25 protein-coding genes are annotated in these 23,512 nt (G+C 42.1%); 23 read left to right on the top strand and 2 right to left on the bottom strand.

The window, feature by feature from the left end; all coding sequences use genetic code 11:
• Positions 1-35: 35 nt before the first annotated feature.
• From LZG71_RS26145 to LZG71_RS26055, 19 genes are all read left to right on the top strand, one after another.
• Positions 36-719, top strand: coding sequence for a DUF4369 domain-containing protein (locus LZG71_RS26145; RefSeq protein WP_233825538.1), 684 nt, complete (start codon positions 36-38; stop codon positions 717-719).
• 346 nt (positions 720-1,065) lie between these two features.
• On the top strand, positions 1,066-1,464 hold the full coding sequence (gene yiaA / locus LZG71_RS26140) for an inner membrane protein YiaA (RefSeq protein ID WP_233825536.1): 399 nt from the start codon (positions 1,066-1,068) through the stop codon (positions 1,462-1,464).
• A gap of 344 nt (positions 1,465-1,808) precedes the next feature.
• Positions 1,809-2,396, top strand: a complete 588-nt coding sequence (locus LZG71_RS26135) for a dihydrofolate reductase family protein (protein ID WP_233825535.1) — start codon at positions 1,809-1,811, stop codon at positions 2,394-2,396.
• Between the two features lie 231 nt (positions 2,397-2,627).
• On the top strand, positions 2,628-3,134 hold the full coding sequence (locus LZG71_RS26130) for a DinB family protein (protein ID WP_233825533.1): 507 nt from the start codon (positions 2,628-2,630) through the stop codon (positions 3,132-3,134).
• An 11-nt stretch (positions 3,135-3,145) separates the two neighbouring features.
• On the top strand, positions 3,146-3,778 hold the full coding sequence (locus LZG71_RS26125; protein ID WP_233825531.1) for an ankyrin repeat domain-containing protein: 633 nt from the start codon (positions 3,146-3,148) through the stop codon (positions 3,776-3,778).
• 55 nt (positions 3,779-3,833) lie between these two features.
• Positions 3,834-4,493 carry an NAD(P)-dependent oxidoreductase gene (locus LZG71_RS26120; RefSeq protein WP_233825529.1) on the top strand — a complete coding sequence of 220 codons (660 nt, stop codon included), beginning with the start codon at positions 3,834-3,836 and terminating at the stop codon, positions 4,491-4,493.
• A complete protein-coding gene (locus LZG71_RS26115) occupies positions 4,493-4,855 on the top strand; it encodes a DUF4180 domain-containing protein (protein WP_310587789.1) in 363 nt (120 codons plus the stop codon). The genes LZG71_RS26120 and LZG71_RS26115 overlap by 1 nt, the downstream gene beginning before the upstream one ends.
• 39 nt (positions 4,856-4,894) lie before the next feature.
• Positions 4,895-5,272: an iron chaperone gene (locus LZG71_RS26110; protein WP_233825527.1), complete on the top strand. Its 378-nt coding sequence runs from the start codon at positions 4,895-4,897 to the stop codon at positions 5,270-5,272.
• A gap of 64 nt (positions 5,273-5,336) precedes the next feature.
• Positions 5,337-5,756, top strand: coding sequence for a DUF1801 domain-containing protein (locus LZG71_RS26105; protein WP_233825525.1), 420 nt, complete (start codon positions 5,337-5,339; stop codon positions 5,754-5,756).
• Positions 5,757-5,765: 9 nt separating this feature from the next.
• A complete protein-coding gene (locus LZG71_RS26100) occupies positions 5,766-6,344 on the top strand; it encodes a GTP cyclohydrolase (RefSeq protein WP_233825523.1) in 579 nt (192 codons plus the stop codon).
• 89 nt (positions 6,345-6,433) lie between these two features.
• Positions 6,434-6,640: a hypothetical protein gene (locus tag LZG71_RS26095; protein WP_233825521.1), complete on the top strand. Its 207-nt coding sequence runs from the start codon at positions 6,434-6,436 to the stop codon at positions 6,638-6,640.
• Positions 6,637-7,086 (top strand): PIN domain-containing protein, encoded by a 450-nt coding sequence (locus LZG71_RS26090; RefSeq protein WP_233825520.1) that lies wholly within the window; start codon positions 6,637-6,639, stop codon positions 7,084-7,086. Before LZG71_RS26095 ends, LZG71_RS26090 begins: the two co-directional genes overlap by 4 nt.
• A gap of 150 nt (positions 7,087-7,236) precedes the next feature.
• Positions 7,237-8,076: an SMP-30/gluconolactonase/LRE family protein gene (locus tag LZG71_RS26085; protein WP_233825518.1), complete on the top strand. Its 840-nt coding sequence runs from the start codon at positions 7,237-7,239 to the stop codon at positions 8,074-8,076.
• Positions 8,077-8,140: 64 nt separating this feature from the next.
• Positions 8,141-10,195: a M3 family metallopeptidase gene (locus LZG71_RS26080; RefSeq protein WP_233825516.1), complete on the top strand. Its 2,055-nt coding sequence runs from the start codon at positions 8,141-8,143 to the stop codon at positions 10,193-10,195.
• A 180-nt stretch (positions 10,196-10,375) separates the two neighbouring features.
• Positions 10,376-12,748: a TonB-dependent receptor gene (locus LZG71_RS26075; protein WP_409013677.1), complete on the top strand. Its 2,373-nt coding sequence runs from the start codon at positions 10,376-10,378 to the stop codon at positions 12,746-12,748.
• 10 nt (positions 12,749-12,758) lie between these two features.
• Positions 12,759-13,712: a DUF4249 domain-containing protein gene (locus LZG71_RS26070; RefSeq protein ID WP_233825514.1), complete on the top strand. Its 954-nt coding sequence runs from the start codon at positions 12,759-12,761 to the stop codon at positions 13,710-13,712.
• Positions 13,713-14,116: 404 nt separating this feature from the next.
• Positions 14,117-14,524: a hypothetical protein gene (locus LZG71_RS26065; RefSeq protein ID WP_233825512.1), complete on the top strand. Its 408-nt coding sequence runs from the start codon at positions 14,117-14,119 to the stop codon at positions 14,522-14,524.
• Between the two features lie 106 nt (positions 14,525-14,630).
• Positions 14,631-15,323, top strand: coding sequence for a YetF domain-containing protein (locus LZG71_RS26060; RefSeq protein ID WP_233825510.1), 693 nt, complete (start codon positions 14,631-14,633; stop codon positions 15,321-15,323).
• 103 nt (positions 15,324-15,426) lie between these two features.
• A complete protein-coding gene (locus LZG71_RS26055) occupies positions 15,427-15,828 on the top strand; it encodes a DUF1398 family protein (RefSeq protein WP_233825508.1) in 402 nt (133 codons plus the stop codon).
• A 92-nt stretch (positions 15,829-15,920) separates the two neighbouring features.
• Here LZG71_RS26055 and LZG71_RS26050 read toward each other — a convergent pair whose 3' ends face one another.
• Positions 15,921-16,940: a low specificity L-threonine aldolase gene (locus LZG71_RS26050; RefSeq protein WP_233825506.1), complete on the bottom strand. Its 1,020-nt coding sequence runs from the start codon at positions 16,938-16,940 to the stop codon at positions 15,921-15,923.
• A 236-nt stretch (positions 16,941-17,176) separates the two neighbouring features.
• Between LZG71_RS26050 and LZG71_RS26045 the strand changes: the two genes are divergently transcribed.
• Positions 17,177-17,362, top strand: coding sequence for a hypothetical protein (locus tag LZG71_RS26045; protein WP_233825504.1), 186 nt, complete (start codon positions 17,177-17,179; stop codon positions 17,360-17,362).
• A 167-nt stretch (positions 17,363-17,529) separates the two neighbouring features.
• Here the strand turns inward: LZG71_RS26045 and LZG71_RS26040 are convergent, their stop codons facing one another.
• A complete protein-coding gene (locus LZG71_RS26040; RefSeq protein WP_233825502.1) occupies positions 17,530-19,812 on the bottom strand; it encodes a S9 family peptidase in 2,283 nt (760 codons plus the stop codon).
• A gap of 206 nt (positions 19,813-20,018) precedes the next feature.
• Here LZG71_RS26040 and LZG71_RS26035 point away from each other — a divergent pair, with 206 nt between their 5' ends.
• From LZG71_RS26035 to LZG71_RS26025, 3 genes are all read left to right on the top strand, one after another.
• A complete protein-coding gene (locus tag LZG71_RS26035; RefSeq protein ID WP_233825500.1) occupies positions 20,019-20,891 on the top strand; it encodes an esterase family protein in 873 nt (290 codons plus the stop codon).
• Positions 20,892-21,074: 183 nt separating this feature from the next.
• Positions 21,075-22,430, top strand: coding sequence for a M24 family metallopeptidase (locus tag LZG71_RS26030; protein ID WP_233825498.1), 1,356 nt, complete (start codon positions 21,075-21,077; stop codon positions 22,428-22,430).
• A gap of 67 nt (positions 22,431-22,497) precedes the next feature.
• Complete coding sequence (locus LZG71_RS26025; RefSeq protein ID WP_233825496.1) at positions 22,498-23,445, top strand: hypothetical protein; 948 nt, start codon at positions 22,498-22,500, stop codon at positions 23,443-23,445.
• The last annotated feature ends 67 nt before the right edge of the window (positions 23,446-23,512 follow it).

The following is a 23,512-nucleotide window of genomic DNA, read 5'->3' as shown; positions in this document are numbered from 1 at the left end:
AATTACGCAGTAGGGTATGTGCGATTCAATTTAATATGGAAAAGAAGTTTCGTCTGGCAACAAGGAATTTTGCACTCATTCTGTTATTCTGGCAGGCATTCACATCTGCATTTTCTCAAACCGTTAGCATCAAAATAGAAGGTCCTGCTTCTTTAAAGGGGCGGAAGGCGATATTACTTACCCGTGAAAAAGGATTTGCCGCCACCGTCCACTCTGTAAAATTAACTACCGGTAACATCGACCTCCAACTTTCCGGCGATTTGGTACCTGACCTGTATCAACTCAACGTTTCACAGATGAAAGGCGCTTTATTTTTTTTCCTCGAACCAGGCACGCACATTTATCTGGACACCCTCGATGTTTCCCGCTCCGTGGTTACACGATCTAAAAGCAATCCTGACTGGCAACTTTTTCAGGAAACGGTGCAGAAAACTTACGACCAGAAATTTACTGCTTATACCTCCGCAGAAAGCAGAGCCAGAAAAAAAGGAACGACCGACAGCCTCAATTACTGGATTGAGCAAAAAACGTTGGAATACGATCTTTTACTGGAAAGAACAAAGACATTCATAATCTCCCATCCCGATTCTTTTGTTAGCCTTTACCTGCTAAAAAACAACTGGTACGCCTTCAAAAATGCAGGTCTTCTTGAAAAACTGAATCCTGCGCTGGCTGGTCACCGGTCGTATCGGTTTTTGAAGGGGAAGAGAAAGGGATAATGGATCAACCAGCATGAGAAACAACTGGAAAATCTATCCTTTTCAGCTCCAAACTGATAAACTTTTCCGTATTTAAAACGAGATATAGCGGCAACCTGTTTCAAATTAAACCTTCTCTTTCATTTTGTATTTAAAAATAGTGATATTGCTTTTCATTGTAGATTACACGCCGAATACGTGCAATCAGTTTCAGTAAACTATACTTTATTTTTACCACCGCAAAGATGCTCCGATCACACCTGCCAGGTTCTCAACAGTTCTAAATCATGCGATCAAAAGAATACTTGCACGACACCCTTTACAATGAAATATTTACGAATTATTAATAAATAAAACCTCCAAAATAATGGCACAAAAAACATCAACAGCATTCGTTGCAGCATCATGGGTTGCGTTAGGTACGGGACTTGCCGGATACCTAGTAGGCTTATTTCGATCTGAAATGCTTCTAAACGAAAAGGGCTACTACTTTACAGTTTTAATGTTCGGTCTTTTCGCTGTGGTATCGCTTCAAAAAAGTGTACGTGACAGACTTGACGGTTATCCTGTGACAGATATTTACTACAATATTTGCTGGTTTGCGACAATTTTATCTATTGCATTACTTGTTGTAGGCCTTTGGAATGCAACCTTACTGCCAAGTGAGAAGGGCTTTTATGCATTTGCATTTCTTTTAGGAATGTTTGGAGCGATTGCAGTCCAGAAAAACACAAGAGACAATTTGCCTACAAACAAAGCGGAGTAAAAGAACCAACCAACTGCCGGTAGCTTGTGTTATATCTGTTAAATAGTACTTTGTGATTCAAAATACATAGTATCGTTGGCACAAAAGTTTTCATTCCATCCGCAACAGCGGCTTCGTTTACATTTAAAAAACGGATAGCATCGATCGGACGTTGCAGTCCGTTTTTTTGGTTTCCTTACCTAATTCCATTTGTCTAAAACCGTTGTGTATGCGATAAATGCCGTAGTGTATGTGCAGAGAATAAACATGAGACGGTACAGATCGCAATGAATCAATATCTTAAATAAGTAACAACTGACTTCTGATGCGGGACGCAACACATTCGTAACATAAATCTAAGAGATATGAACAAGCTTATTTTGCAGGAATTTGTATCGGTAGACGGATTCTTGGCAGACAGAGACAAGACAACCGGATTTTTTGACGGTACTTATAATGGATTAGCTCAGGATGTAGATGAGCATCAGGGAGAATTCTGCAAGTCCATAAACCTGATTTTATTAGGAACCAATACCTACAAAATGTTTGTGGAATACTGGCCCAACGCAACTAGCGAAGATAGCTCTGTAACCGAAGCCATAAACAGCATCCCGAAAATTGTATTTTCGAAATCGTTACATGAAGTGCAATGGGGAAATTACGCGAACATTTCACTGGAATCGGAAGATGCCGTGGAACAAATCAAATTATTGAAAGAAACTGGCAATGGCAACATCGTGATGTGGGGCAGCATTTCTCTTGCGCAGTCGCTTTTACAGGCAAATTTATTTGATGAAATACAATTAATGGTGGTGCCGGTCGCGATAGGAAAAGGATACAAACTGTTTCCGGAAGAATCTAAACTTTTACCTTTAAAACTTACTAAGCAGCAAACATTTTCCGATGGCACAATATTGAACGTTTACAAACCTGACTATACAACAGTACCGTGATTAGGATTTTAGAAGGTAGTGAAAGAAGGCTGAAAATGATTTAGGAATTTACACTGTTCAGCATGTTCAGGTACAAATTCATTAAATTGTTTAGATAGCTATGACCGACGATGCTGAGATCTCCAGAATAAACAAATTACTTGGCAACTATGTGACCAGTTAGTCTATTCAGAGACATTATAATTTGTATTTTCCAACCGACTAAAACAGCAACAATCATAAACACTGAAAGTGAGCAATAGCTTGATCAATACCATCCGGGAAAGCCTTTGGAACCAGTTTGGTGCCAGTGTAGATATGCTCGAAAACGCAATTCTTTTGTGCCCGGCAGAGCATTGGAATACAGACAAGAAATTCTGGTACAATGCATTTCACGCTTTGTTTTTTCTTGATTATTACCTCACTACAGATCCCAAAACCTTCGCTCCACCGGAGCCATTCACAGAATCTGAGTTTGAGGACAAATTGCCGGATCGTGTGTATGACAAAGATGAATTGCTAACTTACCTGGCGTTTTGCCGCAAAAAATGCCAGGATTTAATTGATGGTCTTACTGAAGAATCGGCCACCGAAAATTGGATCAACATGTCGCAGACGATGGTGTATCCAACAATTGAAATTTTGATATACAACATGCGGCATGTGCAGCATCATACCGCTCAGCTGAATTTATTGCTGCGTCAGGAAATCAACGATGCGCCGGACTGGGTGTACCGCGCCGGAGAAACCAACCATTAATCAAACTAAACATGAAAGAGCTAATAGATAACAAAGATTATGACGGCATAGCCAATGCACTTTCGGCAAATCCGGAACTTGCCAATGCCGGAATTCCCTACGATGCAGCAAACAAAACTCTGGCACACCCGCTACACCGCATTTGTGATGGGGTTCATAATGAGCAATACACCGATGAGGAAGCTGTCAAAATGGCTACCATTTTCCTGCAACATGGTGCAAAAATTAATGGGAACGAATTGATCGTTAAAAAAGATTCACCACTCGTAGCAGCAGCCAGCTTGCATGCCGATGAAGTGGCAATGCTTTATATAGAAAATGGTGCTGACATAAATCACCCGGGTTGTCACGGAGGCTCCGCGCTACATTGGGCTGCCTGGTGTGGAAGGCCAAAACTGGTGCAAAAGTTGGTGGATGCCGGGGCAGAAATTAATAAATTATGCATCGATTTTAAATCGACACCCTTATTCTGGGCTATACACGGATTAAAAAGTAGTGGTAAAAAAGATGAGGGGCAGTATGCCGAATGCGTGCGCATACTTCTGAAAGCCGGAGCGGTTAAGAGCATCCCTAATCTGGATGGAACAACGGCATTGGAGATACTGGATGAAGGTGATACGGAGCTGAAAGAGTTACTTCAGTAATGGAATACATAATAACCTTAAATTCAAAAACTCAATCTGCAATGAGGTAATCATCATGAGAATACTATTGCTTGGTGCGACAGGAAGACTGGGGAACCTAATTTTAGATATTCTTTTAGAAACAGAATTTGAAATCTGTGTATTGGTACGTGATAAATTAAAAATTAATAAAAGGTCTGGCAAATTATCCATACTAGAAGGAGACACAACCAGCGAAGAAACTCTAAAAACGGCAATGATGGGTTGTCAGGCAGTTGTTAGTGCACTAAATATTTCAAGAACTTCTGATTTCCCATGGGCAAGACTAAGAACTCCTTCTACGTTTTTATCAGAAACCATGGGCTGTGTTATTAAAACAGCCACCCATTTCTCCGTTAAAAAAATAGTGATTTGCTCAGCTTGGGGTGTTAGAGAAACGAAGCAAGACATACCTGGTTGGTTTAAATGGCTCATCAATAATAGCAATATTGGCGTTGCCTATAAGGATCACGAACGACAGGAGAATTTGCTCCGGAATTCAGGCATCAACTTTACAATTGTCAGGCCCGTCGGTCTAATTAATTCGAAAAAAGAACAGAAAATTTTGGTGGGTATGGATAATTCGACAAAACCAAATTTAATCATCAATAGAATTTCAGTGGCTAGGTTTATGGTAGATCAATTAACAAGTAATGAATTCTCGGGTAGGGCTGTTACAATCTCAAAAGTTAACTAATGATGGAAATTATAATACATCACGCGAACGAAATTAAAATAGCAGAAGTAACCTTCGACGGCATTTTAATTGCCAATGCGGAAGACGGGTTGGATTTGTTGGGAAACCTGTATTATCAGGATGTTGACAGGATCATCATACACGAGAAAAACATATCGTCTGATTTTTTCGACCTCAAAACCGGAATAGCCGGCGAGATATTGCAAAAGTTCTCTAACTATCGCGTTCGTCTTGCAATTGTAGGTGATTTTTCTGCCTACCAAAGTAAGAGTATCAGAGACTTTATTTTTGAAAGTAACAAATTCAGGCAGATCAATTTTGTAGCTTCCGTACCCAATGCAATAAGTAAATTATCCTCCTGACGCCGTTATGAATATTATTTAGTTTAAAAAATCACCGATATGGACAAAAGCATTGACGTTGATCACTACATAGCCGGTTTTCCCGCTGACGTACAGCAGATCCTGCAAAAACTGAGGGAAACGATTCAGACAACAGCGCCTCATGCCCGGGAAACAATCAACTATGGTATCCCGACTTTCACTTTGGAAGGAAATCTGGTTCATTACGCCGCCTTCAAAAATCACATTGGCTTCTACCCTGCTCCTTCGGGGCTGGAAGCCTTTAAAGATGCATTGGCTGGTTATAAAGGTGCCAAAGGTTCGGTGCAATTTCCACTGGATCAACCTTTGCCCTGGGACACAATCATTGACATTGTAAAGTTCCGAGTTGAAGAAAACCTGGCCAAGGCAGTTGAAAAGGCGAAAAGTAAAAAATAGTGTTTAGTTAACAGTTCGAAGTTTTTAGAAAATTGCTTGGAGCAAGCATCAAATAACACAGAAAGTGGCAAAGACGGTAAAACTTTCGGACGAAGATCAGGTGACTGCACACATTCAGAAATTGGATGCAGAACTAGCCCTTGTGGTTCAGACAATACGGGAAATTATTCTGAGTACTGATCCCGAAATTGGTCAGCAGATCAAATGGAACAACCCAAGTTTTTATTACACCGGCGCAATGAAACCTTTTGATCCCAAAGAATACAAACGGGATATTGTCGTTCTAAATCTGCACAAAGGCAGAATTATGCTGGTATTTCCAACCGGTACACGGGTAAAAAATCATCAGGGATTGCTGGAAGGAGCCTATGCAGACGGCAGAAGGACAGTAGTTTTTAAAGATATTGATGATGTAAGATCAAAAGAAAAGTTGCTGCAAAATGTGATTAAGGAATGGTTGGATGCGGTGGAAAAGGTAGATTAAAATATAACTATGATTATTAAATTAGCTGAGGGAAACCTCAAAACGAAATTCGGTGAGTTTAAAGAAATTATGTACTACGACGGTCAAACGGAGTCTTTTGCGCTGGTGATGGGTGATGTAAAAGACGAAGAAGATGTTCTTTGCCGGGTACATTCGTCCTGCATTTTTGCACATCATTTCAATAGTATTGAATGCGATTGCCGTGAGCAAATGGAAATTTCGCAACAACTCATTCAGGAGCAGGGCAAAGGAATTGTGATATGGCTTGATCAGGAAGGAAAAGCGAATGGCCATTTCGCTTTACTTAAAAGCAAGGAATTTAAAAAAGCCGGCATGACCCAGGACGAAGCCTATGAAGCAGTTGGTTTTCAAAAAGATGCACGGGATTTCACCAAAGCAGCTGACATAATCAAAGATTTGGGTGTGGGTTCCATCAGAATGCTTACCAACAACATCAAAAAAACAGCTACATTAACGCAATACGGTATTAAGGTAACAGGCGTGAAAGCGATCACAATTGAGCCGGGCGACAACGAAGAATTAAGAAAATCGCTTGAAGAGAAAAAGGGAAACGGGTATGGGGTGTAGTTGAGAAAAATTATTGACAAGTAACAGATCTATTTTTCCGCGCGGGATTAGCTGTAAAATTTGTATCTTGATAAATAAAAATTCTAAAAATGGTCATCGAACGGACAAATAATGAGATTATAATTCGTCTTCCCGCCCATGTTGACACAGACGGATTACAGAAACTTATTGACTACCTGACATACAAAGAGGCTACCTCTCAGTCAAAAGCCACGCAATCCGACGTGGACAAGCTCGCAACGGACGTAAAAGAAGGTTGGTGGTCAAGGAACCGTAACAAGTTTATTAAAGAATGAAAATAGTCGTTGACACCAACATTATTTTCAGCGCTCTGCTCAATACAAATGGCTCAATAGGTGATTTGATTTTTAATTCAGGAAGTCAATTCGAGTTCTACAGTTGCAGCTATATGCGCTTTGAGATTCAGAAACACTGGTCTCGTATTCAAAAAATTTCAAAATTACCAGACGAGCAACTCCAGATTTCTTACACCCTCCTACTATCCAGATTAAAGTTTATCAATGAAGAAATAATTCCGCTCACAATCTGGTTGGAATCCGAGCAACTTACCAAAGAAATTGATATTGACGATACCGACTTTGTGGCTCTTACAAAGTTTTTGAGAGCTACTTTATGGACCGGCGATAAGATTTTGTACAATGGTTTGAAAGATCTCCACTTCAAAAAATTAGTCAATACATCCGAGTTATTACTTTTGAGAGCAAAGAAAAGTAGGAAGTGACCTCTGCTACTAAAATTAACAAAGTATTCTTCCGTCCTGGCAAGCTTTTTACGACAAACACAATCATTATCTCAGATGAAAAAAAATACAAAAACTTTTTTTTTACTAACAGCAATACTGCTTTTACCTGTTTTACTGTCAGCGCAAATTATGGATTCAAAATCAATTGTAGCACCGGGAGCCGAAGTTGAAAAACTTGGTGATGGATATAAATTCACAGAGGGACCTGTTGCGGATAAAAATGGAAATGTATTTTTCACCGACCAACCTAATAACAAGATTATCCGCTGGGACGCCAAAACAGGCGAATTCAGTACTTTTTCTGATAAGGCTGGCCGTTCCAATGGAATGTATTTTGATAAAAAAGGAAATTTGGTAACCTGCGCCGATGAGGACAATCAGGTTTGGTCATTTGATAAAAAGGGAAAAACCACCGTTTTGGTTAAAAATTATGGCAACAAACTTCTGAATGGCCCCAACGACCTTTGGATAGACGCCAAAGGCGGAATGTATCTCACTGATCCGCTTTATAAAAGAGATTATTGGAAACGTGATCCTGCAATGCAACAAGACGGTGAACACGTTTATTACCTGCTTCCTGACAAAAAAACGCTGATTCGCGTTGATGACACCTTCAAAAAACCAAACGGCATTATCGGAACCAAGGACGGCAAAAAACTTTATGTAGCAGATATTGGAGCCGACAAAACCTATGTTTTCGACATAGAAGCCGACGGGACTTTAAAAAACAAGAAACTGTTTGTTTCCAAAGGCTCGGACGGGATGATATTGGATGAAGAGGGCAACCTGTACCTTACTGGAGACGGCGTCACTGTTTTTGATAAAAACGGTGAAAAAATAGCGCATTTCCCTATTCACAAAGGCTGGACAGCCAATTTATGTTTTGGAGGAAAAGACAATGATCTTTTATTCATCACCGCAGAAAAAGCGGTCTACGGATTGAAAATGAAGGTTAAAGGGGTAAAATAATCTTTGCTGTTGCAGGAGAAGTGCGAAATGGTAAATTGCAACCCAATTAGCATCTTTCATTTGTATGACAGCTTTGACAAAAGACAACCCGTTTCTTAAATCATATTCAGGAATTCCGTTTGAATTTCCACCATTTGACAAAATAAACACAGAACATTTCGTCCCTGCTTTTGAACAGGGAATGAAAGAACAAACCGAGCGGATCGCAGCGATATACATGCAGCGGTCCGCTCCTTTTTTTGAAAATACCATTGCTACGCTGGAAAAAAGCGGAGAGTTGCTCAAAAAAGTCAGCACCGTTTTCTTCAACCTCAACTCTGCAAACACCTCTCCCGAAATCGAAAAGATCGCTCAGGAAATTGCACCCAGACTTTCAAAACATGGCGATGACATTTACTTGAATGCCGATCTTTTTCAACGTGTAAAGGCAGTTTACGACCAACAGGATCAGTTTGAGCTTGATCATGAACAGAAACGTTTGCTTATTGACACATACAAAGGTTTTGTACATAGCGGAGCAAATCTGACCGAGGAACAACAGCTTCGGATGCGGGAAATTAACCAGCAACTATCCATTCTAACTGTAAAATTTGGGCAAAATCTGCTGGCAGAAACCAACAAGTTCGAATTGATTATTGACAACAAAGCAGATCTTTTCGGGCTACCCGATTCCTTAGTTGCTTCGGCAGCCCAGTCGGCTAGCGACAATGGTCATGATGGGAAATGGAGATTTACGCTTCACAATCCAAGTGTGATGCCATTTCTGGAATTTGCTGAGAATCGTGAGCTACGCAAACAAATTTATCTTGCCTACATCAACAGAGCAAATCACAACGATGAAACAGACAACAAGGATATTGTAAGTCAGATTGTTTCTTTAAGATCAGAAAGAGCCGCTCTGATTGGATACAAATCTCATGCAGATTATGTGTTGGAAGACAACATGGCGCATGTTCCCGGCAATGTATATGAGTTATTGAACAAACTCTGGAAGGCTGCTCTGCCTATTGCAGAACACGAAGCTTCGGAAATGCAAAAGCTGCTAACACGGCAATTCCCTGACAATGAGCTGGAAGCCTGGGATTGGTTTTACTACGCCGACAAGGTCCGCAAAGAAAAATACAACTACGACTCAGAATCACTTAAACCTTACTTCAAACTTGAAAATGTGAGGGATGGAGTCTTTCAGGTCGTTCAGAAATTATACGGTCTTACATTTTCTCAAATCAACGATGTCCCGAAATACCATGAGGATGTGACGGCTTATGAAGTAAAAGAAGCCGACGGACTACATGTTGGCGTCTTATATCTGGATTTTTTCACAAGACAATCTAAGCGCGGCGGCGCCTGGATGACCTCCTACCGCCGTCAGTCCCGTCGGGATGGTGAACGTATTGCACCGGTTATTTCCATTGTCTGCAATTATTCCAAACCTGTGGCAAACCAACCCGTATTGCTGAACCCCGATGAAGTGGAGACATTTTTTCATGAATTTGGGCATGCCTTACACGGTTTGTTATCCAATGTTACTTTCGAATCTCAGGCAGGAACATCCGTACCGCGCGACTTTGTGGAGCTACCATCTCAGATTATGGAACATTGGGCATTTGAGCCGGAAGTCCTTCATTTTTACGCAAAACATTACGAAACCGGAGAGGTAATCCCGGACGAACTGGTGGCTAAAATGAAAGAGGCCTCAAAGTTCAATCAGGGATTTGGTACCGTTGAATACCTGGCAGCTTCTTTTCTGGATATGAGTTATCACACAATTGCGTCGGGACAAACTGTTGAAGTTGAATCTTTTGAAAAGGAAAAAATGAATGCTTTGGGATTGATCAGCCAAATTTCACCTCGATACCGGAGCACCTATTTTCAGCACATTTTCTCCGGCGGCTATTCGGCAGGTTATTACAGCTACATTTGGTCAGAGGTATTGGACAGCGATGCCTATGCCGCATTTAAGGAAGCAGGTGACATTTTCGATCCGGGGATTGCAGGATCATTCAGAAAAAATATTCTTAAAAAAGGCGGTACCGAAGAGCCCATGGACTTGTACAAAGCCTTCAGGGGCAGAGAACCGGAAGTGAAATATTTACTCCGGAACCGGGGTTTGGAATAAGTCTGAGTCAAATAGCAGAGCGGAGATTAATCCGCTCTGTCAATTTCTTTTCGCGTCCATTAATCACAATGGCCATTTCCTGCGTAAGTAGGTATAACCACCTGAAAAGCATACGTAAAATTTCACATCATCGTTAGTGAATGAATAAGTAACATGCTCACTATGCACCTGCGTTATACCATGCTTCTGCTTTTATTGTCACTTTGTGTATCCGCTCAGGATCGCATCACGATAAGTGGATATGTGAAAGAAGCAGGAAGCCAGGAGCAGTTGCCGGGGGTGAATGTATACGTTACCAACACCCCGTACGGAGCAGTTACCAACACTTATGGTTTTTATTCGCTCACAATACCAAAAAGCGATTCGGTTACTATTTCCTATTCTTTTGTCGGGTATGAGAAAGCAGAGCGCAGAGCACTCCTTAACAGGGACTTGCAAATTAATGTATTGCTATCCACAATTACACAGCTTGAAGAAGTAACGGTTTCCGCGCGCCGGCAAGAGGATTACGAAAGCCGTTCCGCACAAATGAGCCAGATTGAAATACCGATTTCTCAGATCAAAAAAATCCCGGCATTTTTTGGAGAAAAGGATGTGTTGAAAGTTTTACAGCTTATGCCCGGGGTGCAAAAAGGAACAGAAGGGCAAACAGGACTGTATGTTCGCGGAGGTGGGCCCGATCAAAATCTGATCATTCTTGACGACGCTGTTGTTTACAACGCCAATCATTTATTCGGATTCTTTTCAATATTCAATAGTGACGCGCTCAGAAGTGTTGAGCTCACCAAAGGCGGTTTCCCTGCCCGTTTTGGTGGCCGGCTTTCTTCGGTACTGGAAATGAACATGAAAGAAGGAGCAAAAGACAAGCTGCACAGCGAAGGCGGTATAGGCCTCATTTCATCCAGACTTACACTCGAAGGACCAATCTCCAAAAAATCCTCGTTTCTGGTATCCGGACGAAGGACATACATTGATTTTTTCGCAAAACCACTCATTGCCCAACAACAAAAAGGAGATGACAGCCAGGTAAAACCCGGATACTATTTTTATGATCTGAATGCCAAAATGAACTACGACTTTGGGCAGAAAGACAAACTGTATGTAAGCGGGTATTTTGGCAGGGATAAATTTTATGCGAATGAAAAAAGCTCCACTTCCGAAACAAGGGCCGGCCTCGACTGGGGAAACGCTACTGCCACTCTGCGATGGAACCATCTGTTGAACCAGAAACTGTTTGTAAATACCTCCTTCATTTTCAGCAATTTCAATTTCGGAGTTTCCAGCTACTCTAAAGACGATCTGGATGCCGATGAATTTAGCCTTCGGTACGATTCCAGGATCCGGGATCTTGGCATAAAAACCGACTTTGACTTTTTTCCCTCAACGAAACATACCATAAAATTTGGCGCCCAGGCAACTTTCCATAAGTTTGTTCCCTCCGCATTAGCGATCGCAGGCTCTTTTATTGACACGCCGATAGAGCGGGCGGTCAAAGCTGTAAATACACTGGAAAGCGGATTATACATTGAGGATACATGGCAGGCTCTGGACGGACTAAAAATGAATGCCGGTTTCAGACTGAGTTCGTTCCAGACTGAAACCAAAAACTACGTCAGACCTGAGCCGCGGTTTTCGGCTGCCTTACGACTGGCACGTGACTTTTCGTTCAAAGCATCTTATGCGCAGATGAACCAATATGTTCACCTGCTTTCCAACACAGGATTAGGTCTGCCCACCGATCTCTGGGTGCCCACAACAGACAGAATTGCCCCTCAGCAATCGAAACAGGTTGCGCTCGGATTAGCCAAAGACCTTGAAAAACCAGGCATTACACTTACGTTGGAAGGCTATTACAAGGTGATGGACAATATCCTGAATTACAGGGAAGGTTCTTCATTTTTAAGCATAACAGGAGAAAATGCCAATGAATTGACCTGGGAAGACAATGTAACGTCCGGCAAAGGCTGGTCATATGGCACCGAATTTCTGATTCAGAAGAAAACAGGAAAGTTTTCCGGTTGGATCGGCTACACCTTGTCATGGACGAAGTGGCAATTTCCGGAGCTTAATTTTGGTAAAACATTTTTCCCGAGATATGACCGCCGCCACGATCTTTCGGTAGTAGGCATTTACGAATTAAACAAACGGATCACATTATCGGCGACCTGGGTATACGGTACCGGCAATGCACTTACGCTGCCGGTATCCCGTTTTACAGGTGTAACAGACAATTTCTACACCAATTCAAGCAACGGCAAAACCTACACCTCCTGGTTTGGCCCCAGGGTGAATGAATATGGAGAAAAAAACAGCTTCCGTGCAGAAGCTTTTCATCGCATGGATGTCGCCATCCAGTTTCACAAAAAGAAAAAGAGGCATGAGCGGACCTGGGAATTCGGCATCTACAATTTGTATAACAGAAGGAATCCGTTTTTCTATGACATATCGGAAGACACCACGACGAGTGCAGGCGTAAGTACCACTAAAAGCACTTTGAAAAGGTATTCTCTGTTTCCCTTTCTGCCGTCGTTCAGTTACAATTTCAAATTTTGAAATACACCATATGAAACTGTACCCGTTTTTTATACTGATCGCTCTGCTCTCTTTTTCCGCTTGCGAATCCCTGGTAACAGAAGTAGGGCCAGAAAGCTTGCCTGATACAGAATCCAAACTGGTAGTCCAGTCTTTCATATCGCCGCAGGCTGCACGAATCACAGTGGTGGTAACAGAGTCGGTTCCGCTATTTGGGGAGTCGACCGGCGCTCTTAACATCATAAGAAACGCAACTGTCAGGATTTCGGACGGCTCCCAGGAAGCAACCATGCGATACGACTCCGCGGGGTCTTCATACAGTATTGACCGGACAAGATTCAATATTGTAGCGGGTAAAACATATCAGCTCGCTGTTTCTGACGGCAAGAGAAGTGTACAGGCAACTTGCACGGTTCCAGGTAAAACGGCGAGTATTAAAAGTTATGTTATAGACACAGTATATTCCGAGAACGCCTTTAATCCGGATACAACCATTACAGTTAAAATGACTTGGGATGACATTCCGGGAGAAGCCAATTTTTACAGGCTACGCTCTTTCCTCGAATTGGAATACACGATTGTAGAAAGTAGTGGACCCGAAAATTACAAAGAACGGAGGGTCAGAAACAGATTTAATGTAGACTGGGACAGAAGCGTTGGCAGGAATGATTACCGTAGCGATGTCAATCTTGATGGAACTGTGTTTTCTTCCCCGACAGGTCGGTTTACGCTCCCCACTCCTACTTCATACCAGGATGAAGACGGGAAAGTGCATATTGTATATCCAAAAAGCAAAGTCATTTCGCTCACATTTGAGGTTGATAATACGGATGAAACTTACTTTAAATACCATCGGTCATTACAATTGAGAAACACCGATAACCCATTCTCAGAACCTGCCCTCATTTATTCAAACGTCACAGGCGGCCTCGGATGTTTTGCTGCTTACAATTCCGGTTTTGTCACGTACAAGCCAGCTCAATAACCTTCCATTTCCATTTTGTTGCTCTACATGTTATGACACTATGAGGTTAAAGCACCTCACTGTACATACCACACAATTTTATATTTAAAGATAATTTTACAGGATTTAAACAGGATAAATGCGTTTTTAAAATACGAATAATTTAAATAACTTATTGAAATACAACTATTTGATGTTTTGTATTCACCACAACGACAAGCTATATTCATAACTGATGAGCTGCATTTCTATCCATGTCTGTTAATACTTTTGGTAAGTGTATGTCCGGCATAGTTTTTTCCAACAATATGCAAAACGTTGATGGATTACTGCCTTTGAGAGCCTCGGATACAAACACTCCGGTTTCATATACGATTTAGGACAAACAGTGACCTCAGTGAATAAACCTTTAAACTATTCAGGCTATGGACTTGCAAGAACCAGATATGTCACAGGAAAAAAATATGAATCCTGAGCATCAGGATATCAACGAACCGGATACATTAATTGAAAAACTGGAAGAGTTAAAGGAAAGAGGTTTTACCTATGACTTTAACCTTACAGCACATTCGCTCGAACTTCATAAGGATGACGGTATTCGCCTTAACCTTTCACCCGAAGATTTCAATATTGTTGAATTCTATCGATTTGAAGGAATGAGTAATCCATCAGATACTTCCATTTTATACGTCATCGAATCTTGTGACGGACTTAAAGGAACTCTGGTGAGCAGTTACGGCGTTTACGCCGATGCAATGTCCAATGAGATGATAAAGAAACTTGACACCAGAAGTTCACTCATTGTTCATTCTGACGATGACATGGCACATTAGAAACAGACACTTCAAGCAGAAACTAAATACCACAAATGTTACCCCACTTTCATAAGATGGGTAACATTTTTTTTATAGTAATCATTTTTTTCAATACACAACGACAATGGAAGCTATTTTTGAATGGGAACGATTACTCCTTAATGAGTTACCAAAAATGTTTCTGTTCGAGGTGATCTTCCGTTCGGCTGTGATGTTTACGATTGTGCTGGTCGCATTGAGGGCGACTGGCAAAAGAGGCGTAAGGCAACTTTCGATATTTGAAACGGTGATCATCATTTCGTTAGGCTCTGCTGCCGGCGATCCCATGTTTTATGAAGACGTAGGTCTGGTACCGGCGCTGGTGGTATTCGCAACGGTGATTGTGCTGTACAGATTTGTAACCTGGCTCACGGGAAAAAGTAAATGGTTTGAAAAACTGATTGAAGGTGAAACAGTCTGCCTGATTAAGGAGGGTAAATTTTCACTTAGCGGATTTAAAAAGGAAAGTCTGGCTCAGGACGAATTTTTCTCAGAGCTGAGATTAAAGAGTGTAGAGCATCTGGGTCAGGTAAAAAATGCATATCTTGAACCAAACGGTGCGCTCAGCGTATTTTTTTATGAAGATTCCGAAGTGACGCCGGGGCTACCTATTTTGCCGCAGCTTTACAATGCAAAAAGTAAAGTTATTTTAAAAGAAGGCTGTTATGCATGCTCGTTTTGCGGGCATACCGAAAATTTGAAAGAGGGAGAGGCTACATGTCCGAAATGCGGTCACAACACCTGGCTCATCGCATTAAAAACGCTAAGAAAGGCGTGAAAATCACAATTATGGGTGACGTGGGTCAGCTACCACACGAACATCCGTTTGTTATATTTGAACAAAAGGTCAGAGTTTCCGACACTTTAAAACATACTACCACATGGAAAATATCACATTGTCAGAAGAACTGATTGAAATAGCGAAAAAAAGGGCTGATGGTCAACCATATCCTTACCTGTTCAAAAGCCTGAAAGCGATTGGTGTGGACAATTACTTTGTAAAAGTCAGCAATCACAAGAGGACATATACCTCTACAAGCGGAGAAAAGCTAATAATGGCGCCGGACATGCCAGAATTTGAACCTGCTGAAACCTTTGAGCTGGAAGCGGTAAAAGCTGCAATCTCAAAATTACAGGAGGGCACTATTGACTACCACACGTTTCTGCACGAGATCGGTGATGCAGGAATTCATACTTACGTGGCAGACATTACGGGCATGAAGGTAATTTACCAGGGGCCCAATTCGGAATATGAATACGAGGAGATTATTCCGGAAGTGTAGATTTCTAAAAGAGATAATAAAGTGCCGTAAATACCTAACCATTAGTGTTTACGGCACTATTTAATTTGTCTGGATCCTTCTAAAAATCATGGTTATAAACCTGAAACCTTACTTTTCATGGCTTCGAGATGATCATCCGTAAAATCCAGATGCGTTACGAACCGCACCAGATTTTTACCAAAAGAAACGGCCAGAATTCCCTTGTCCGCTAATTTCTGAACATATTCTTTTTCTGAAATATTTCCCTGCAATCGCACGATAACAATATTGGTATCCACCGGAAATACTTCTTCAATCTCCGGTCTTTTGCCAAATATCTCCCCTATTGCACGCGCTCTGAGATGATCTTCGCTAAGACGGTTGATGTGATTATCAAGCGCATAAATGCCAGCTGCTGCCAAAAAACCAGCCTGACGCCAGCCACCTCCCATTACTTTTCTGAATCGGCGGGCGTTGGCAATGGTTTGTTTTGAACCGAGCAGCAATGACCCTACCGGACAGCCAAGTCCTTTGGATAAACAAATACTTATGCTATCAAACAGCTGTCCATATTGCTCCGGCGTTTCGCCGGTTTCTACCAAAGCATTAAAAAGCCTTGCCCCATCCAGATGCAGTGGAATCTTCCTGTCCCAACACAATTGTCTGATCGCCTTTATTTCGTTGATATCATAATAAGCGCCACCGCCTTTGTTCATAGTATTTTCCAAAGACACCAAACGGGTACATGTTGAATGAATGTCGTTTTCAGGACTGATCGATTCTTCCACCTGAGCTGCTGTTACACGCCCCCGATTTCCATCGAGCAACTTTACGGAAGATAAAGAGTTGAGCATAATACCACCACCTTCGTAAAGATAGATATGCGAATATTTATCGCAGATTACATCACTTCCCGGCTGCGTATGAACCCGAATCGCGAGTTGGTTGGTCATCGTTCCGGAGGGGCAAAAAAGAGCATCTTCCATGCCGAACATGCGGGCAGCTTTTTCCTGCAAAGCATTCACGGTTGGGTCGTCTCCAAAAACATCGTCTCCCACATTTGCCTCCCACATCGCCTCCATCATGGCTTTTGTAGGTTTGGTAATGGTATCGCTGCGTAGGTCAATTGTCATTATTGTCTATAGCTATTGGCAATTAGCATTTGGCTGATAGCTCAACTACTAATTGACTATGAATGAATTATCAAGATTTATACTCCGAACTGACTTTCATTTATAAATAGAAACAAGAAAAAGTCACTTGTAAAAACGGAGTGCGGAGGTGAAGTTAAACAGGAAAACGGTAAAGCAGATGGTATTTGTGGACTTGTTTTGGCTAAAACCGATATATTGCAAAAAAATAACACCGCATGGAATTCGACGAATATCTGAAGTCAAAAAAAATAGACACACAAACTTTCCAAAAGCACGACAGGCCGCGTTTCGAAGAATGGCGTGAACTTTTTAAAACCATGCATCCGGATAGTTTCACCGCCCAGAAAAAATTTCTGATTAATGAAACCAGGAGGAGGTATTTACTTACAGAAGTGAAGTGAGACCCCGGTCTGCACGCTGCAAGCGGGCTGAACGGCAAAACCAAATTAATTTATCCGGTTTTGGCTCATCCAGCCCTGTGCTTCTTCGTTCAGACCGACTATGTCGTTCAGACCGTTGCTAATTCATTCCTTCTTCGTTCAGACCGACTATGTCGTTCAGACCGGTGTTAATTCATTCCTTCCCAGGCCGGCGGTTCTACACCCAGCAGGTGTTTCACGAAGAAATCACGTCTCTTGTGCTCACCGTAATCGCCGCCCATGGAATGACCCATACCAGGTACCATCAGAAAATCGAAAGGTTTGTTGGCCTTAATCAGCGCATCCATAAACTGCATTGTCGAAGCAGGATCAACGTTATCATCCATTTCTCCCAAAATAAGTAACAGCTTTCCTTTCAGTTTGGCTGCGTGTGTGGAGTTGGAAGATTCGGCATAATGCGGTCCGATCGGATAACCCATCCACTGTTCGTTCCACCAGATTTTGTCCATGCGGTTATCATGGCAACCCGACGATGAAACGGCCACTGTGTAAAAATCGGGATGAAGCAAAAGCGCCGCTGCCGAGTTTTGTCCACCAGCTGAATTCCCGAAAATACCGACACGGGTTGCATCCATGTATGGATATTTTGCAGCTGCTGCTTTTATCCATTTAATGCGATCAGGGAAACCGGCATCTTTTATATTTTGCCAGCATACATCATGAAAAGCTTTTGAACGGTTTGAAGTTCCCATCCCATCGAGCTGTACGACAATGAAACCAAGTTCGGCCAATTCGTGCAAAAACCGATAACGGAAATCAGAATTGAAAACTTTTGGTGCGTGGGAACTGTGCGGACCAGCATATATCAACTCTATTACCGGATATTTCTTCTTTGGATTGTAGTTGATTGGCCTCACAATAATTCCATATATATCGGTTTCATTATCCCGCGCTTTTGCTACAAAAACTTCCGGTGCCTTCCACCCCATTTTCTGCAATTCGCTGATGTCTGCCTTCTCAATTTCCTGGACAATTTTACCATCCACAGCACTTTTCAGACTCGTAACTGGTGGCAAATCCACCCTCGAATACGTGTCTACAAAATATTGGTAGTCTGGCGAAAATGTAGCTGTATGCGTTCCGTTTTCGGAAGTAAGCGCCGTCAGGCCGTTTCCGTCAAATCCTATTCTGTAATACTGGATCAGGTACGGATCCTGACCTTTTTCTCTTCCACTGCCTTCAAAAATAATCGTTCTTGTTTTTTCATCAACCTTCACCACTTTTCTTACCACCCACTCGCCTTTGGTAATCTGATTTTTCACTTTACCTGTCAGGCCGTCGTACAAATACAGGTGATTCCAGCCGTCCCGCTCCGATGCCCAGATGATCTCCTTTCCGTCATTTACATCATATCTGTATTTCTTGCCACTGTAATCGATAAAGGTTTTGCTGCTCTCTGCGATCACATCTGTTGCGAGCCCGCTTTCTGCATCTACATTGATAACCTTGTAAGCCTGGTGTCCTCTTTCATTGTATTCAAAACTGAATCCGCGACTGTCGTTCCACCATTTCGGGTTGGTTGTGGCATATTGATGCCCCATTGTCGTTTTAACTTCAACATGCTTTTTAGAAGCCACAACAAACAAATGAGGCTGCTTTTGCGGAAGCGCATCGCCGGGTTTCAGGTAATTTCTGGTATGCAATTTTGGCTGAAACTGATCAGCAGGAGTTGACTCAATGAAGTAGATCAAATGCGGTTTATTGGGACGGATCTTAAATGTAGCCAGCTTTTTCGAATCCGGGGACCAAACCAATGCTGCTGAATAATTTTCTCCTTCCGAACCGTCGAAGCTCAGCGGCGTTTCGGTTTCTGACTTATCAGCCGGCTGCACATACACATTGTAACTTTTTATAAAAGCAATCCATTTGCCATCTGGTGAGGTAACGGGCGGGCGGTTATTCTCCTCGCTGCCATCACCCCAGTATCTGCCTCTTCTTGCGTCCGGTCTTTTGGTTGTTTTCTCTATTTTATATGAAGCCAAATCGCATTTCCAGGTTGTGTCATTGAATTGAAATTCAAGAGATTTTCCATTATCAACAAAGCTGATTTCTGAAAAAGGAATGCTGTCAGCAAGCACCTTTTTACCTGACGTAGCCGATAATGCGCTGGCAAGTTTGGCATGGTCAAATGCGGGTTGTTTACTTTTGCTTTTCACATCTACCAGTATAAACCTCTTGCCATTTGCAGTCGGGTTTGCATACCAGAACTTATGTTCGTTGTCGAGCCAATTAAAACCCGATGGTGCATTGTAAACTTTGTTGTCCATCGCCTGCTTCACAAGCTCTGCCCGCTGGTAATCTTCCTTTTTGCCCTGAGCTAAAACCAGAGTTGAAAAACAGAACAGGAAAATGATAAAACTATTTTGGACAGAGCGCAATAAACTGGCGCTACGGACGGAGTGAAATAACATAAATATTTAAGGTTTGGAACAGGTAATTAAGGATATGACGCATGCTTTAAACAGATAGGATATGCACACGGCTGTCAAGTCGATTCTTAACACAATGATAACAAAACAGCTATCGGCTTAATCATTGAAAATTAACGCTTAATCGTACAATTTTAACCCTGAAATCTTTTCAGGGCATCATTAAATTTCAAAATCCCGATAATCAAATGAAAAAAATTACTACCATCCTATTTTTACTTATTTCGCTGGTTTCCTACGCACAAAACGGCCTGATCAAAGAAAGCCTGAAAGTGAAGAGTAAGGCCATGGGAAAAGACATTGAATATAACATTTACCTTCCTGCGGATTACGACAAAACCAACCGCAGTTATCCTGTGCTTTATCTGTTGCATGGCTATACCGACGACGAAACGGGCTGGACTCAGTTTGGCGAGGCTCAGCGTATCGCAGATGAAACGATCAACAGCGGAGTAGCGCCAGCCATGATTATTGTGATGCCTGATGCAGGTGTAACCTTTTACATCAACAATGCAGATGGAAAAGAAAAGTACGAGGACTTTTTCGTGAATGAATTTATCCCGCATATTGAGGCAACGTATCGTGCCCGTCCTAAAAAGGAATTCAGAGCCGTTGCAGGACTTTCAATGGGAGGCTATGGAACCATGATCATGGCTACAAAACATACAGATTTGTTCGCAGCAGCGGCACCTCTGAGCGGCGCTTTCTGGACCGACGACGATATAGCAGCCATGCCAGCTGAACGTTGGGATGGTTTGTTTGCAGGTTTGTTTGGCAAATCGGCTCCTGGAAAAGGACGATTGACGGAAAACTGGTATAAAAATTCCATTCTGAAAATCATCGAAACGACGCCTTTGGAAAAACTAAAATCAGTAAAATATTACATCGACTGCGGTGACGATGATTTCTTAATCAAAGGCAACATGGCACTGCATTCGGCACTGATCGACAAAGCGGTTCCGCATGAATTCCGCATTCGTGATGGCGGCCATACCTGGACATACTGGCGCACTGCTCTGCCGGAAGTAATGAAGTTTGTCGGACAAAGTTTTACGAGATAAGCTAATCTGCTTTCAAGTATAAAAAAACGACCGCGCTGGTTTTCAGTGCGGTCGTTTTTTGTTTGGTTTCAAATTCATTTAAATTATTTGATTCGATACCAATATTGCTCAATTCCAATTTCTCCGCTGGCATAAAATGATATTTTCCTTATCTTGAAGAAGTTAAAGATAACTACTCCTGTTATGTGCAAAAGCCTATTTTACCTGCTATTTCTTACATTAACAACCACACTTTCCGTCTCTGCCCAAACCTTTCCGGTGATTCTGCCGGAAAGAGAACGTGCCGCAGTGATAGACAATATTCTGGAAGACCGCTTCGAGAACCTCCTGCCAAAACTGATGCGCCGTGAAGGAATTGATATGTGGGTGATTATTTCCAGAGAATACAACGAAGATCCGGTGATGAAAACAATGCTTCCGAGTGTTTGGCTGTCGGCAAGAAGACGAACCATTATGGTATTTTTTGATCCGGGAGATGGAAAGCCACTTGACAAACTTGCCATTGCGCGGTACGATGTGGGAACGTTGCTTACCGGAGAGTGGGACATCAGTTCCAATCCGGATCAATGGGATGCATTGATGAAGGTAATCAAAGCGAAAAACCCGAAGAAAATCGGGCTGAACTTCTCTCCCACTTTTGCACACGCAGACGGGCTGACCTACACCGAACACGAGGAATTTATCGCAAAACTACCCAAGGAATTTAAGTCCAAAGTTGTGTCAGCGGAGCGCCTTTCTATTGGGTGGCTGGAAACCCGCACCGAAAAGGAAATGGTTCTTTATCCGATGATATGCCGTATTTCTCATGAAATTATTCAGGAAGCATTTTCAGAAAAAGTGATCCAGCCGGGTATAACCACTACTGACGATGTGGTATGGTATCTGCGCCAGCGTGTAACTGACCTCGGGTTGAATACCTGGTTTCATCCAACAGTAGATATACAACGAGCCGATGACAAAAATTTTGATCATTTGAGAACTTTTGCCAAAAGACCCGGATCACAACCGATCATGCCGGGAGATCTTATTCATGTGGATTTTGGCATAACCTATCTCCGACTAAATACAGACCAGCAGCAACATGCTTACATTCTGAAACCCGGGGAAAAGGATGTTCCTGAAAGTTTAAAAAAAGCCCTCAAACAAGGCAATCGTTTACAGGATATTTTGGTAGAACGTTTCAAATCTGGCAAAACAGGAAACGAAATGCTAACGGAAGCTCTGAAACAAGCCGACAGCGAAGGCATAACAGGTTCCATTTATTCTCACCCGATTGGTTCTCATGGACACGCCGCCGGACCGGCAATTGGTATGTGGGACAATCAGAAAGCGGTGAAAGGAACAGGAGATTATCCGTTGTATGAAAATACGGCCTATTCCATTGAGCTCAATGTGTCTGTTAAAATAGAAGAATGGAACAAAACTATCCGGATTATGCTGGAAGAAGATGGTTATTATGACAAAGCCGGATTCCGGTTTATAGACGGACGCCAGAAGGAAATTTTTGCCATTCCAAGAGTGCTACCACACGTTGATTAGGCTCTAAGAAGTCATCAGATTAGTGAATAATTGTTACCTTCATTACACATTCTGATCAACAACACACATGAAATTTTCATTTTACCATCTAGTCAAACACAGTCGAAAGCTCCCGTATCTGCTTTTTCTTGTTTGGTTTGCATCTTGTAGCCCGGCCAGGAAAATATCTAATTCCAAGCTGATTGGACTAAAAAACAGCTATTGTACACCCAATGTTCCTTACCAACTTTCACTGGATTTTTGGAAAGATGACAAGTCGGTTGATTTATCAAATACAAAAATAAATCCACATGACCAGCTGCTATGCAAAATCCTGGGTATCAGTGAGCAGGTGCGTAAATTGTCAAAAAATAATACCGATTCACTTTCACTTGAAAGACTGCGTTTGTTACAAAAAATAAACGGGCGAATACGGATCGCACAGATAGAATTGCAGGCCATCGCAGCAGAACTCGACTGCGAAGGAGAACGTGCAGATATGGCAGGAGCTTATCTGGACAATCTGGATGATAAACGAAACCGGAATTACACCGTTGCTTCGGTTATCGTTGCCGCGCTAACCACTGTGGCTACCGTGGTGGTCTCCGGCGAAGGTGCGCAAACGGCGATCGGTGTAAGTGGTGGTTTGATTAGTGCAGGCTTGGGAGCTGTTACAATCAATCCCAAAGGCCATAAACTGGAATTCAATCATGAACGAAATCTGCTGAGATCAATATGGACTGAAACAGAAATCAATACGGACTATCCGGGTTTTGTGTGGAAGATGCTTCATGAAAAACAATTCAGCAACAAAGGCGACAAAACGTTATCTCAAAGTATCAAAAACAGATGGGTTGAGTTTGAATTTGATGGTGAAGCAGAAGGAGATAAACAAAGTTTGATCTTTGGAAACGGAGGCATTTATCATGCAGATGATTTTCATACACGTTCATCCATGATCAACCAACTCCAATCCACGATCAGGTCCATCAATCAGGATCTGACCAGCCTTGTGGTTTATGTTGAAGGTTTGTAAAGCCGATCAGGAAAAAGGTTGAAATAGAAAAAAAAGGGTGGACCGCGAACTAACACTGACCACCCAA

The sequence above is a fragment of the Dyadobacter sp. CY312 genome (assembly GCF_021390535.1).
In the GTDB taxonomy this organism is placed as follows: domain Bacteria; phylum Bacteroidota; class Bacteroidia; order Cytophagales; family Spirosomataceae; genus Dyadobacter.
Note: the sequence above shows the minus strand (reverse complement) of the source record. Positions and strands in the feature narration are given on the sequence as shown.